At 42.4% G+C, this 15,894-nt stretch carries 7 protein-coding genes; all 7 read right to left on the bottom strand.

Annotated features, from left to right (window positions below; all coding sequences use genetic code 11):
- Window positions 1–3: 3 nt before the first annotated feature.
- The 7 genes from DXX94_RS02735 to pepN all read right to left on the bottom strand — a co-directional run bounded on the left by DXX94_RS02735 (window position 4) and on the right by pepN (window position 15,803).
- Window positions 4–4,842, bottom strand: a complete 4,839-nt coding sequence (locus DXX94_RS02735; RefSeq protein WP_116013698.1) for an NAD-glutamate dehydrogenase — start codon at window positions 4,840–4,842, stop codon at window positions 4–6.
- A gap of 392 nt (window positions 4,843–5,234) precedes the next feature.
- Window positions 5,235–7,571 carry an efflux RND transporter permease subunit gene (locus DXX94_RS02740; RefSeq protein ID WP_116013699.1) on the bottom strand — a complete coding sequence of 779 codons (2,337 nt, stop codon included), beginning with the start codon at window positions 7,569–7,571 and terminating at the stop codon, window positions 5,235–5,237.
- Window positions 7,572–7,576: 5 nt separating this feature from the next.
- A complete protein-coding gene (locus tag DXX94_RS02745; RefSeq protein ID WP_116013701.1) occupies window positions 7,577–8,587 on the bottom strand; it encodes a WD40/YVTN/BNR-like repeat-containing protein in 1,011 nt (336 codons plus the stop codon).
- 80 nt (window positions 8,588–8,667) lie between these two features.
- Window positions 8,668–10,035, bottom strand: coding sequence for a DUF1329 domain-containing protein (locus DXX94_RS02750; RefSeq protein ID WP_116018253.1), 1,368 nt, complete (start codon window positions 10,033–10,035; stop codon window positions 8,668–8,670).
- A 10-nt stretch (window positions 10,036–10,045) separates the two neighbouring features.
- Complete coding sequence (locus DXX94_RS02755; protein WP_116013702.1) at window positions 10,046–12,097, bottom strand: DUF1302 domain-containing protein; 2,052 nt, start codon at window positions 12,095–12,097, stop codon at window positions 10,046–10,048.
- Window positions 12,098–12,954: 857 nt separating this feature from the next.
- Window positions 12,955–13,170 carry a DUF2835 domain-containing protein gene (locus DXX94_RS02760; protein ID WP_116013704.1) on the bottom strand — a complete coding sequence of 72 codons (216 nt, stop codon included), beginning with the start codon at window positions 13,168–13,170 and terminating at the stop codon, window positions 12,955–12,957.
- Between the two features lie 20 nt (window positions 13,171–13,190).
- Window positions 13,191–15,803, bottom strand: a complete 2,613-nt coding sequence (gene pepN, locus DXX94_RS02765; protein ID WP_116013705.1) for an aminopeptidase N — start codon at window positions 15,801–15,803, stop codon at window positions 13,191–13,193.
- Between the last annotated feature and the right edge of the window lie 91 nt (window positions 15,804–15,894).

A 15,894-nucleotide genomic window follows, 5' to 3' on the forward strand; every position in this document is an offset into this window, starting at 1 on the left:
GGCTTACGCCGCGCTATGTAAACTTAGTAACATTAATTCTCTTAATGCGACTGAGAACTTAGCAAATTCATGCGTTGGCGACATTCTAAAGTCAGCCAAGATATGACGCCAGCGCTCAAGTGGTTGTGCGCTCTGTTCAAACCACTGCTCAAGCAATTCATCTGAGTTGTTGCCCTTAGCATCTACTTTCAAAGCGACAATAGTAATAGCTCGCTGCTGCCAGTCAAGCTCTTCTCTAAATGACGCTCTAGCCAATGCTTGCCAGTGGTTAGCAACAGGCTGTGCAGTGATTTGGTCTAAGAACCAATGCAGGTCTAATCGGTCACCAAGCTTGAAGTAAAGTTCTGCAACAAACTCAATCGAGCGACCATCAATTGCGGCAATCTCTGCAATATCCATTACTGAGAACAAGGTGCTTAGCTGTGAAATACGCTTAGCTGTTTTCTTCGGCACACCTGATTTAACTAGGCCAGATTCAACATGTACTAACTGCTCTACTTCATCAGCAGCCATGTATTTGCTTAGGTTTTTCGCTAATGCATCAAACGTAGGGCGATAGAAATCAATCGCTTGTTGAATATCCATGCCCTTGTCACGGTGTCTCAAGAACCAGCGCGTTGCGCGGCGAACATTGCGACGCAGTTGGAATAACATTTCAGTTTGCACAGACGTTTCAATTTTGTTGTCTAACGCTGCAATGTCTTGCCATACTGCGCCCATTTCAAATACTTCACTTGCCATGGTGTAGCAATTAGCAACTTCAGCAACACTTGCGCCAGTTTCTTCCTGCATACGGTTTACGAAGTTAAAGCCCATGTCGTTGCCAAGCTTGTTAGCAAGTTTAGTGGCAATAATTTCAGCGCGTAGCGGGTGATCTTGCATTTGCGCACTGTATTTTTCTTGTAACAGACCAGGGAATGCACCAATCAGTAGGCGATCGTGATATGGGTTACTGGTGATTTCTTCACAAACTAAATCTTCTTTTAATACCATTTTGCTGTAAGCAAGTAGTACCGAAAGCTCTGGACGAGTAAGGCCGTTACCTTGCGCTAGGCGCTCAGCAATTTCGTCATCATTTGGAATAAACTCTAACGCGCGATCTAGCTTGCCATCACGCTCTAATTCGTGAATAAAGCGTGTTTGCTCTTTTAGTTGATCAGCGCCGCGCATTGCCGTAATAGATAACGAGTGCGTTTGGTCGTAACAGTCTTTCAACACGATTTCTGATACTTCATCAGTCATGTCATAAAGCAACTTGTTACGCTGTTTAACAGTTAAGTCACCGCTTTGTACTAAACCGTTAAGTAGAATTTTGATGTTTACTTCGTTATCCGAACAGTCTACACCGCCAACGTTATCTACAGAGTCGGCATTAATTCGGCCACTATTAGCTGCATATTCAATACGGCCAAGCTGAGTTAAACCTAAGTTACCACCTTCACCTACGACTTTAGCTTGTAACTCGCTACCGTTGATGCGTAATGCGTCGTTAGCACGGTCACCCACTTCTAAATGAGTCTCGCCACTGCCTTTAACATAAGTACCGATACCACCATTCCAAAGTAGGTCTACCTTCATTTTTAAAATGGCTTTAATTAAGTCGTTCGGCGCCATGCTTTGTTTTTGCGTGCCGATCATTTTCTTAATTTGCGGTGTAAGTTTGATTGATTTTGCCGCGCGGCTGAAAATACCACCACCTTCAGAAATCAACTCTTTGTTGTAATCTTCCCACGTACAACCTGGCATGTTGAACAAGCGCTCGCGCTCTTTGTAAGTCGGTGCTGCAACAGGATCTGGGTCGATAAAGATATGCATATGGTTAAACGCAGCTTGTAAGCGAATATGCTTAGATAACAGCATACCGTTACCAAATACGTCACCAGCCATGTCACCGACACCAATCGCTGTAAAATCAGTTGTTTGACAATCAATATCCATTTCGCGGAAGTGACGCTTAACCGATTCCCAAGCACCTTTTGCAGTAATACCCATGCCTTTATGGTCGTAACCGACACTGCCACCTGAAGCAAAGGCATCACCCATCCAGAAGTTGTACTCATCAGAGATACCGTTAGCGATGTCAGAGAATGTTGCGGTACCTTTGTCTGCTGCAACTACTAGATATGGGTCATCTTCGTCATGGCGAACAACATCAATTGGCGAAATAATATCGCCCTTGATGATGTTGTCTGTGATATCTAATAAACCGCGAATAAAGGTTTTATAACACTCTTGGCCCGCTTCAAAGATTTCTTGTCGTGTGCCGCCTAGTGGTAATTGTTTACAAACAAAACCACCCTTTGCACCGACAGGTACAATCACAGTGTTTTTCACTTGCTGGGCTTTTACTAAGCCTAAGACTTCAGTACGGAAGTCTTCGCGGCGGTCAGACCAACGCAACCCACCACGAGCCACTTTACCACCACGTAAGTGAACACCTTCAACTTGCGGTGAGTAAACGAAAATCTCAAATTTAGGCATAGGTAGCGGCATTTCTGAGATTTCTTCAGGTAAGATTTTGAATGAGATATAAGACTTTTCTTGCTCACTCGCATTTTTCTGGAAGTAGTTTGTTCGAATGGTCGCATTAATCATTTCAACGAAACGACGAATGATACGATCGTCATCAAGGTTAGCGACGTTATCTAGTGACTGTTCAATGTCATCAAGTACCTTGTTAACTGCTTTTTCAGTGCGCTTTGCACTCGGGCTAAAACGCAAGTTAAACAGCTTAACCAATAGTTCAGCTAAGTTAGGATAACGAGCAAAGGTATCTTCCACATAACTTTGGCTAAATGTACCGCCAATTTGGCGCTCATATTTGGCAAAGGCACGAATGATTGATACTTCACGACCCGCTAGCCCTGCACCAAGAATCAAACGGTTAAAACCATCATCTTCTAACTGCCCTGCCCAGACTTTTGCAAAAGCGTCTTGGAACAACATTTGAACTTGTTCTAAGTTGAAAGCGCGATCGCCAGTTAACAACATAGAGAAGTCTAGAATCCAACAAGTTTCACCGTCTGCAGTGCGAATGGCATATGGGCTTTCACCGATAACACGTAAACCAAAGTTTTCCAACATAGGTAGCACGTCAGACAAATGCAACGGCTCACCTTTGTGGAATAGTTTTAATTTAACAAAACGGCTACCCGACTTTTCTTCTTGTGGCTGGTAGAACAGCATCTCTAGTGGACAGCTTTCACATACCGATTCTAATTTTTCGATATCAACAATCGCTGTACCCGGCATCACTTCATCTTTATATGACTGTGGGAATGCAGAATATTTGCGGCTTAAAGCCTTACCAACCGACTCACCTTTATGAGAATTCAACAAGGCCGATAATTTGTCATCCCAACTGCGGGCCGCTTCATTCAAGTTCTTTTCAATTTCTTTCACGTTGATATCTGCTTTTGTGTGATCGACACGGACAATGTAGTGAGTTCTTGCTTGTACTGATTCTGAGAAGTAAGTGTTAAATTCAACTTCTTCTTTGCTGCCAAAAGCATCACTTAATAACTGCTGCGTTTGGATTCTTAGTTTTGTGTTGTAACGCTCTCTTGGTACATACACCATACACGAGTAGAAACGAGAGAAGGCATCACGACGCACAAACAAGCCAGTATAATCACGTTCTTGCATCTGCAAGATGCCTTTTACGTTTTGCAGTAACTCAGCAACGCTTGATTGCAAAATTTCATCGCGTGGATAGGTTTCTAAAATATTGATCAGTGTTTTATATGCGTGTGAACCTGGAGCAAAACCTGATAATTCACAGACACCGGCAACTTTTGACTTAATTAATGGTAAATCTAACGCGCTATTGGTGTAGTAGGCTGAGCCAAATAGCCCGATAAAGCGCTCTTCACCGACAACATTACCTTTTGCGTCAAAGCGCTTAATACCGATGTAATCTAAGTGGGCTGGACGGTGGACACGTGAACGTGAATTCGTTTTTGTTAAAATAAGTAAGCTATCACCTAGTGCAACTTCTCTAGCTGTTTCGCTTAACGTTGAGATCAAGCGTTGTTCAGTGCCTTTTGAATTTTTCATCAAGCCTAGGCTCGAATCGACATTGGCTGCAAGCGCCATGTCCCCTTTTAACGTTTTAATGTCGTAAGAGCGGTAACCCATCAAGGTAAAATGATTGTTTGCGATCCACTCTAAAAACTCTAATGAATCTTGCTTTTCTTGATCAGAGCAAGGCACTTTCGCCTTTTTAACATCAGCTACAACTGATTGCAGCTTTTTCAACATTGGTTGCCAATCAGAAACCGTTAAAGAAATGTCGCTGACAACTGAATGTAAGTCTTCGGCAATCGCAGCAAGCACCGCGCTGTCGTCTTGGCGATCAATCTCGATAAAGAATACGGTCTCAACTTTGCTGCCTCTAAGCTTCTTATCTACTGAAGCACCAAGTTGTTTAATTTGGTTTTTCGCGTCACGCACTACTTGCATTGGCGTGTTGATCATTAAGTGCGGTGATACGCCTTGACGATTTAGTGCAATTCTTAATGAATCTACTAAAAACGGCATATCGGCGACAATAACTTCGATAATCGTATGGCTTGATTTCCAGCCATGTTTAGCCACTTCTGGGTTAAACACTTTGATCACTGGGCTATCATCTTGATGGCCGTTTAATGAATTCCATAAACTCATAGTGGCACCATACATGTCACTATCATTACGGTTGGCAAGGTCAGTGGTGGAGATATTACCGTAAAGTAAATGAGCGAATTGCTCGACTAGGCCTGCTGTTTCTGCTGGGACTTTTTGTTGAATAGATTGAGCTACGTTTGTTAATAAAACTGAGGGTAAACCGTCTACGAACGCCATGTCGCTTTCCTTTTGGATAAAACGAATTGAGTAATTGTTGTGTTTTTTAAAGTACTTTTTACTTATTCGAAGGTTATCCCTCATGGCTAATATTATTGTAATTTTAGGGCGCTCAGCGGCATAAACTTACGAAAAAGCAAGCAAATTGTACTTTATTCAGCCTATCCTGTTCAGCATAGACCAATGGCGCGAATTTTATTAATAAATTTAAGGTATTGCGAGCTATTTTTTAGAGCTATAACTCACTCTCGGAGTATTTTGGATAAGGGCTTGATTGGCGAGTAATTGTTTATTCAATGTCTGTAAATAGAAAATGGCCTTTCGGCCATTTTCGTGGTTATTTATGCAGGCAAATATTTATCAGATTTCTGCCTCATTTATCATGCATAAAATTATTTTTTAGCGGCTTTTTTCTCTGGCCATAAGTAAGCGGCTATTGCTGGTAACACAATAATTGCGGCTAACATATTTACCAAGAACATAAAGGTTAACAAAATACCCATGTCTACTTGGAATTTAAGTGCAGAGAAGAACCAAGTAGAAACACCAATTGCAAGTGTAATACCGGTTAGTAATACCGCGTTGCCACGCTCTTGTAAGGCAGTTAAGTAAGCTTTCTTAACACTATCGCCTTCGCGTAAACGCAGACTCATGGTTGATAAGATATAGATACCATAGTCAACACCAATACCAACACCAAGTGCGATTACCGGTAAAGTTGATACCGTTAGACCAATATCAAGCGCTGTCATTAAACCTTGCGCCAACGTTGATACGATATAAAGCGGTAACACAACAGAGATGGTTGCACGAACACTCTTGAAACTCACTAAACAAAGTAAGATAACAGCGCCGTAAACGTATAACATCATCGGCAGTTGCGCGGCTTCTACAGCTTCGTTGGTTGCAGCCATTACACCTACTGGGCCAGATGCTAACTTAAACGTTAGTTGATCTGTATTTAGCTCCTCAGCAACTTCCTTCACTCTGTTAACGACACGATTAATGGTTTCTGCTTTGTGATCTTCCAAGAATAGAATCACTGGCATCACACTACAGTCGCGATTTAGTAAACCACTGGTTGTCGGCACGTTGGCAATCGATTGAACGAGTGTTTGTTGATTACGCGGAATAACACGCCACTTTGGATTACCTTCGTTGTAACCAGCGTTAACGATTTTAGATACCGCTGCTAAACTTGCTGCTGACTGCACGCCTTCAACATTCTGCAAGTGCCATTGGAAGCGATCGATAACTTCTAATGTTTCAAACGAAGTACAAGCATCTGGTTGGGTTTCAACAATCACTGACATGTAATCAACACTAATTGCGTATCGATCAGTAATTAAGAAGGTATCTTGGTTGTAGCGAGAGTCTTCATGAAGCGCTGGTGCACCGGCGTGCAACTCACCAATTTTCATGTTTTGTGCGTGATATAAACCAAAGGCATATAAACCTGCAACAATCGCTAAAATAATCGTCGCTGGGCCACGTGTTGCGAACTTCGCCATCATGTGCCAAACGTCGCTACTATTCGACTTTTTCTTAGCGCTAGCTTCTGGCTGTTTAGCACCCTCTAATTTCATGTAAGAAATCAAAACAGGCAATAACACCAAGTTAGTTAAGATGATCATCGCAACACCAAGTGATGCAGTGATCGCTAGCTCACGAATAATACCAATATCAATCGAAAGTAAGGTAATGAAACCTATGGTGTCTGATAGTAACGCAACACCGCCTGGAATTAACAACGCGCGGAAACTGTTTTGAGCGCCCTGCTTACAGCTAATACCTGATTCAACCTGCTTAACAACAGAGTTAATCATTTGCACAGCATGACTTACACCAATAGCAAACACTAGGAATGGTACAAGAATCGACATTGGGTCGATACCAAAACCAAGGCTCGCTAACATACCCATTTGCCAAATAACAGCAACTAGTGAACAAACAATGGTTAATAACGTAAGGCTAATAGAGCGACAGAAGAAGAACACCATCACCGCGGTGATCGCAATTGCAATGGCAAAGAAAGTAACAACGTTTTTAGCGCCATTGGCTACGTCGCCAACCATTTTTGCGAAACCAATAACGTGCACAGACACTTTATCACTTTCGTATTTAACGCGAATATCGTTTTCTAATTGCTCTGCAATTTTCAACGTATCTAATGGTTCGCCTGTGTTAGGATCAATTTCCATTAGTGTTGCAGTAACCATGGCACAACTGTAATCATCAGCAACGATTCGGCCTACGATACCGGCTTTTTCAATGTTAGCCTTTACAACCGCCATGCCCTTTTCATCGCTTGGTTTAAAGCTGGCAGGAATTACTGGACCACCAGAGAAACCATCTTCGACTACTTCAACAAAGCGAGTGCTTGGCGAGTAAAGTGATTTTACTTGAATACGATCAACGCCCGGAATGAAGAATAGTTGATCATGCACACCTTTTAAGGCGTTAAAGAAAGGTTCGTTAAAAATATCACCATCAACATCACATACAGAGATAAGTACATTGTTTGCCCCACCAAAATCTTTTTGGTGTTTCAGGTAGGTTTGCATGTATTGGTGGTTAAGCGGAATATTCTTGGTAAACGCAGCATCTAACTTAAGATGCGTCGCTTGGTATAAAAGCACAAAAGTCGTAATCACGAATAGTGCTAAGACGAATGCTCGGTGACGGAAAATACCGATTTCAATTTTATTGATTGCTGAATTAATACTCATAAACACTACTTCGCGATTGTTATTGTTCTAACACCATCTTCAGAAACGGCAACTAGACGATTGTTAAACCAGACACCAGCGATAAGTGACTTACCATCTGGCTGTGACCAAGCTACGAACTTTTGACCATCGTCTTCACTCACTAATAATGCACCACCATTACCTAACAGTAGTAAGCGATCATCATCAGTTAACACGATATCGTTAATCAGTGCTGTGGAATCTGTCGGAATATGTTGCCATGGGGTACCATTTCTCAGGCTTCTAAAAACATTGCCCCTTAGACCAGCGGCAAGTAAATTTCCTTGCTGCGTTCGCTCGATATCGAAAAATGAGCCTTCATAAATAGGATCGAATTGCTGCCAGTTTTGGCCAAAATCATTACTTTTTGCGATTAGACCAATTTCACCAACGAGATATGATGTGCGACCATCCATGACCATTTTATTAAAGTGCGGTAAAATACTGCCTCGCTCGTCAAGGTAGGCTTCCTCGTCTTCCATCTTGAGCTCATTGAGGTACTCAACGTCTTCTTCAGGTAAAAATTCGCCGTGAAATTCTTCTACCCAGTTTTTACCGCCATCAGTTGTGCGGTAAAACAAACCATAGGCACCAATAGCAACGCCGTTGTTCTGATCTTTAAATACAACATCTAGCAAAGGCTTTTGCTTTTCAGGTAAGTATTGCTGAATAGCCCAAGTAGCACCGCCATCAGTAGTGGCTAATATGGTTGCATCGTAACCAACAGCCCAACCATGATCTTCATCGGCAAAAGTGACCGCAGTTAGTGTTGATTGCACCGGCACTGCTTGTTGTTGCCAGTTTTCGCCATCAGTAGAAAGGAGTACGTGCCCTCTCTCGCCCACAGCAACTAACTGTCCTTGTTCTATTTGGTGAATATCTAATAGTAGAGATTTACTCGCTAGAGGAGCTTGTATCGCAGGCATAGGCTCGGTAACAGCATAAACCTTTGTCGCTAATGCGCAGCATAGTGCCGCTGCAAATACATTCTTCATTCCTAAAACCACGCTTTCTTTCTAGTTATAAACAAAAACGGCTGGCCCGGTGCCAGCCGCTCATCGCTAATCAAATGTGATTAACGACGTCCTTCTCGTCTTAAGGCTGCAGGTGTAAACACCTTGTCTTTCAGCTTAACACTGAAGTCATACATGGACTCTTCGTTATCTAAGCCAATAGCGATATAACGGCGAGCTTGCAAGTCATGGAAAACTTCCAATGTAGTCCATTGTGTTGGCACTTCATAGTAGTTTATACCATGAGCGATACCCACTCTGTACAATTCATCTCGGTTATCATAAATATCAGTAACCGCTACTTGCCAGCTATCTTCGTCAATGTAGAACACACGTTTCTTGTAGATATGACGTGTATCATCTTTCAAGTTAGCTTCTACCACCCAAACACGGTGTTTTTCATAGCGCACTAGATCTTTGTTGATGTGACCAGGCTGAAGAATGTCATCATACTTCAGGCTGTCACTGTGTAAGCGGTAATCGTTGTATGGAATCAACAATTCTTGCTTGCCTTTTAATGTCCAGTTGTAGCGGTTAGGTGCGCCATTGTACATATCGAAATCATCGGTTGTACGCAAGCCATCTGACGCTGTACCTGGTGCATCATAAGCAACGTTTGGTGCACGACGTACACGACGTTGACCAGTGTTGTATGTCCATGCTTGGCGTGGCGTTCTAATTTGGTCCATGGTTTCATGAACAAGCAATGCGGTACCGGCGATACGTGCTGGCTTATTTACCTTTTGCTTAAACTTGAAAACAATATTCGACTCTTCAAGCTCTGCTGGTGTTGCGCCTTCCTCGTGGTAGGTAAACATCAACTGTTGATCAAAACCGATGTAGGTGTAATCACCACTTGCCGTAGGGCCCGCTTGACCCGCTTTGTTCTGCATAGAAACACCGCGGTAGCGCAAGATGTGGTTCCAAATAGCTTCTAAACCGTTTTGCGGCATAGGGAATGGGATACCAACAGCACCATTTGCAATACCGTTACCGCCAGTCACTAACTCAGTGCGCGATGCGTTGTTAATTGACTCATCATAAACGTGTTGTGGATATGATGCAGAGCGGCGCGTTTGATAAACATTCATTTTGAATGTTTCCGGGTATGTTTCAAATAACTTAATTTGACCCGGCGTTAACAAATCTTTGTACTCGCTCATGTTTTGAGCAGTAACTGTGTACAGAACTTTATCGTCTGGGTACGGATCAGGGTGATGATCACCTGGCTTGTAACCAGCTGGCCATTCTGTAATACCCCCTGTCCACTCAGGAATAGAACCGTCTTCGTTAGCGCCGCGCACTGCCCCCATCGGTGTAAACTCTGTTTTTAGCTTGGCAGCTTCGTCTGCCGAAACCTTGGCAAACACTGACGTGCTGCTCACCGCAAGCGATACGGCTAAAGATAATAAGGTGAGTTTTTTCATTATCATTACTTCCTTAAATTGAATACTTAACGCTAAACGAAATAAAGTCGCGATCTTCAAGAATGTTAGTCGTGCCTACGCCGCCAAAGAAGGCATTGTAACCAAAACTACCAGACCAACGGTTTTGATAATCAAAGTCGAGACTAAATGCTACAGACTTGCGATCTTCAATAAACATAAACAATGGATCAGGCGTAATACCTTCAACATCATGAGAAAATACGATACGTGGTGAAACGTTGATACCCGCGAATACGTTATTGAAATCAAGCTTCAATAGCGCACGATAACCCCATGAGAACTCATCTGGGAACGGGTTGGTTTCAACACCATCTTGAACGGCAAGTTCTAAACCTTCAATACCTGCGATACCGCCATTTCTTGCTGTACCAGGACCGTTTAAGCGTAGTACATCTTCATCCGGCATATCGTTGATATTAACACCACCAACTTCAAGTAAACCAGTCACCTGATCCGCGCCCATCATAGGACCGAATAAGTGAGTTAAGGTAAATTGTGCTTGTAACGTGTCAGATAAAATGAATCCTTCAGCACGCTCGCCTGGTGCGAAGATGTCCATCTGCGAAATACCGTTTAGATCTGGACGAATACCAGCGTTGGCTAACTGCTGCGGCATAGCAGCAAATAGTAATTCTACATCATCAATTTGCAGTGGCTCATCTTGGCGGTAGCTTACTTCACCCGCGACCGCTGTAGCACCTACTGTTGTATTAAAGCTAAATGCGTATAGTTGAATGTCTTCTGGGTAGTCTAGCTCTACTTTAGAGAAACCACGTAAATCAGCGTAGTTATCATAGGTAATTTGGTTTTGTGCGATAAAGGCTAAATCAGCACCAATGGCAGGAGCCGTAAAGTCTGCAACAACACCTGAGAATAATGGACGACGGCTGTGGTAGTTCATGTAGTACAAACTAACCTCAGAGTCATTTAGCTCAGGCAGGAACCATGAAAGGCGCAAACCGTATTGACCGCCATTGTCTGGTCGCACTAGCGATTCATTGCCCGGTGCTTTTAGCGTTAACCTTGTACCGTGCGCTAGGTAAATTCCTGCAGCTGCCGCAGCTACTGCTGGGTCACCGCTGCGCAGTGCATCGCCTAAGCCATTTAGGTTACCGATTAAGTAATCAAGATCCATATCTGGGTTGCTTGCGAAGTTCAACTGAACGTTGTTGAAGTGACCGCCGTCACCCGCAAAATCGTTACCCGCGAAGTAGCTACCCGCTGCTGGAATTACGGTTTTTTCCCAGTCGTACTGATAGAAAGCTTCAATGTTAAAGTTGTCTGTGACGCCTAATGAACCCCATACCGCACCAAACGGGATGAAAGCTTCTTTTAATTCTGCACCTGGCGCTCTTAAACGAGCAATGTCTACTGGGTTTAATTCACTAATACCATGCGGAATTAGTGCACTCTCACCCCAGCTAATAACCTGTTGACCAACACGAATTGAGAATGGCATTTCGCCAATATCAAAATCGCCATAGAAGAAGGCATCAAGAATACGGAAGTCACTACAAACTTGCTCTTCCGCGATAGAGTCACGACAAGGATCGTCGGTACGGCCAGTTAGGGTATTTGTCCAGGCTCTATCTTCGTCCGACATTTCAAAATCGTAAAAGTATAGGCCACGAATGAACACACCCATGTTATCTCTGCGAATATCTAGCTCATGCGTGCCTTTGAAAATGGTAGAAAATGCATCACCAGCGTCAAAGTTAAGGTTTGCATTGTCACTGTTTGACGAATACTTACCTTCACCATTCCAGACATCAGCACCACTTGGTACTGGGTTAAATGCAGGATGGTAACTGCTAAAGTCAAATCCATTGTTCACGTTGTTTGGTTTACTAACGTGATTTGCCCAGTCGCGATTTTCAACGCGAATACTGGTACCTAATGAAAATGTTGAGTCAAAGGTAATTTCAAAATCACCTAATTCAAATATTGCGGCATTAACGCTTGGTGTAATAGATACTGCTAAGGCAGCAGCAACGCTTAGCGCGATTGGTTTCTTAAAAAAAGATATACGAGGGCTATGTTTCATTCAATCTCTCCCCAGTCCTGAAACAAAGTATTATCTACTTTTTATAAATTCTTATTGTTCTAGTGCTTGTTGTTTTTTGCTCACGATTCTTGTGCGCAAAACCATAATTGCATCATTTATCAGAACAGGCAAGCGCAAATATTTTTCCTAAATACACTTATTTTTAAAGACTTACAGACTGGCTTTCACAATAACCAAATCAATGTTTAAAACACTTGTTTAAAACAAAAGCCATTAGATGGACTGACCACTTTGTGGGCTTTGTACTGTCTACTGCCTACTAAAAGAAACAATGATACTTCGAACAAATAAATGCCACGCCTTGTTTAAAGTATATACTCTACGAAATTCCATTTGATTGAAAATAATTTGTTTAAACAGGTGTTTTCTAGTTACAGGCGCCTATTAACTTGGTGTTAAATTAAACACTAAATCACTGTAGTAAAAGGCTTTCGCAGCATTTTGTGGGCAATATTGAATGCTGTGTATAGTGACAATTAACCTAGTGAATATAAAAACTGTTTGAAATATATACTCTAAGACTCAGTTTTTTGTTTAGTACAAGGTGGTAAAGAGAAATAGTGGCTTATATTCAAACGCTTAGAATATTTGACGAATGATATAGCGGTTTAGCACGGTAAGTTAGGGGATGTAAGGGTCTTGGTTTGTCTCAGTGCTAAATAATGGTTTGTTCAAGAATGAATTTGCTTTGAATGGCTAGGTTCAAAGGTTGCGTTAGTAAATACCATAGCAAGTCAATGAAAAATCAAAGCAGCCTTAGGCTTCGCAGACTGCTTTTCGTTTTGAGTTTGCCACTCGCCAATTTTATATTGTGCTTACTCAAGGTTGATTAAAAGCTAAGACACTTTGGTTAGCGATACAAATTTATTGTTCTGAGTTTCCAGACAGAACATGCCAAATACACCACTTGGCGTCATAAACTTGCGCAAATGCATTGCCGGAAATTGAATGCGCTGTCCATTAGTTGCAAATGCTACAACGGTAGACGCTTGACCGCGGTAATAAGGCATCACATCATCCGCTGACATAGATACCTTGAAATAATACTTCACACTAAGCTTCCTATATCTATTTAGTGTTGCAGTAATGCTGCGTTCAACTTTTCAGTAATATCACGCGATAATTCAGGTTGAGCGGCAATAAGCTCCAATGCTTTGACCATCAATTCACTGTGGTGTTCATCAAACGCTTTAAACTGGATTAACGGTGTGATCAAACGAGAAGCGACTTGTGGATTTATCTTGTCCATGGCGATAATCTGCTCGGCAAGGAATTGATAGCCTTTACCTTGCGCATCATGAAAATATCGCGCATTTTGCATAGCGAACGCACCAATTAACGAGCGCGCCCGATTTGGGTTGGTCAGTGCAAAATCGTCGCGCGCCATTAGCTGTTCTAACCTTTCGAAAATCGTATCAACTTGCATATTCGCTTGCAGGCTAAACCACTTGTCCATCACTAAGGTGTCTTCTAGCCATGTTTGCTCGAATTGCGACAATATCTTGTCACCAACTTCTAGCGGTGCATGCCTCACAGCACTTTGCAGCGCACCAAGCTTGCTAGTCATCTCTTTGGCTTGCGTAAACTGTTGTTCAATTATGTGATGGTACTTAGGTAACATACTTAAATAACTTAAACAGGTGTTTGCTAAAGAGCGAGCAGCGACCTGCTTGCCTTCTGCGCTGTCGTTTGTATGGTCGCCTGTGTTGCCGTCCGTTTTCTGTAGTAATTGTTCGCTCGTTTGATAAAGCCCAATTAAATTTTCTTCAAATTGCTGAGCAATAAATAATTTCAATTGTTCAACTGCGTCTAACAACTGTTGCGGGTTAACTTTATTTAAACCAGAGACGAGCTCTTCAAAAGATGGCAGCGTTAGCATTAGCGCCTTAAATTCGTCATCATAATCAGCTTTCATCACCGCTGCCATCATTCGCGTGATTGACTCGCTAGGTTTAGCATTTTGGTTTGCCAGCAAGAACGTAACTTCCTGTGCCATGATCTTTTGACCGGCATCCCAAATACAGAAGCTGTTGTCACCCAGCTCGATGATTGACAGTAACTCCTCAACCGATTGTTCAAAATGTGTTTTAACCGGCGCGGAAAAATCACCAAGCAACGCAACAATAGGTTGATTACTAGCATCAAACTGCCATGTTTGTTGTACATCAGTTAATTCCAACAATTGATTCGTCACTTGTTGCGTAACAGGGTCAATCAATTCAATGTTAATTGGAATATGCAAGTGGCGTTTTTCAGGTTGCGCTTCACTCGGCGGAGTATGCTGTACAATGGTTAACTTGAACTTATTAAGCTCTGCATCGAATTGCTGCGTTACTGTGAGCTCAGGTGTACCAGATTGACTGTACCAGCGTTTAAACAAGGATAAGTCTTTGCCATTTGCGTCTGCCATCGCATCGACAAAATCGTCACAAGTCACTGCCATGCCGTCAAAACGTTTAAAGTATAAATCCATCCCTTGTCTAAAGCCTTGTTGACCTAGCAAGGTATGTAACATGCGGATCACTTCACTGCCCTTTTCATAAACCGTTAAGGTGTAGAAATTATTCATTTCCATCACTTTTTCAGGACGAATTGGGTGTGACATTGGTCCGGCGTCTTCAGCAAACTGTTGAGCGCGCAATAACTTAACGTTTTGTATACGCGTTACCGCACTTGAGTGCATGTCCGCACTAAACTGCTGATCTCTAAATACCGTTAACCCTTCTTTTAAGCTTAACTGGAACCAATCACGACAGGTAACGCGGTTACCTGTCCAGTTATGGAAATACTCGTGTGCAATAACCGCTTCAATATTAAAGAAATCTGTATCGGTGGCGCTGTCTTTATCTGCTAGCACGTATTTGCTATTAAATACGTTCAGCCCTTTGTTTTCCATCGCGCCCATATTGAAGAAGTCAACGGCGACTATCATGTAAATATCAAGGTCGTACTCTAAACCAAAAACTTGCTCGTCCCATGCCATCGAACGTTTCAGTGAGTCCATTGCATGAACCGCTTTATGCTTGTTACCACGATCAACAAAAATTTCCAAAGCAACACTGCGGCCAGACTGAGTCACAAACTCATCTTTGAGTAAATCAAAATCACCCGCGACCAGTGCGAATAAATAACAAGGTTTACGGAATGGGTCGTGCCATGTCACGAAGTGCTTGCCATTGGCAAGTTCGCCTCGCTCAACTGGATTTCCGTTAGCCAGCAAGTACGGGTATGTCGCTTTGTCAGCAATCACCTTAGTGGTAAAAATTGCCATCACATCGGGGCGATCTAGATAGTAAGTAATACGCCGAAAGCCTTCTGCTTCACATTGCGTACAAAACGCACCACCAGATTTGTACAAGCCTTCAAGTGCTGTGTTGTTAGCAGGGTCAATTTCAGTGACTAGTTCTAACGTAAATTCATCAGGTACGTTGAAGATGGTAAGCTGATGTTCAGTTTGTTCAAAAGCATCACTTGTTAGTTGCTCACCATTAAGTTTCGCACTAACGAGCTTTAGATGCTCACCATCTAAAATGAGTTGGCTTTGTTCCAAGTTCTCCTTTTTGACAGCAAGCGTGTTAGTGACACGAGTGTGATGGTCATCAAGTTCGACCGTTAAATTGACGGTATCAATGGTAAAGTCTGACGGTAAATAGTCAGCTAAATATTTGGCAGTAAACTCTGACATAGCTTGTCTCGAAATGTGTTTTTAGTAATTTACGAAAAATTCAAATAAAAAGCCTGCTCGAAGCAGGCCTTTACAAATTAAAATAGATAAT

Origin of the sequence: Thalassotalea euphylliae (assembly GCF_003390375.1) — a bacterium.
Classification (GTDB): Bacteria; Pseudomonadota; Gammaproteobacteria; order Enterobacterales; family Alteromonadaceae; genus Thalassotalea_F; species Thalassotalea_F euphylliae_A.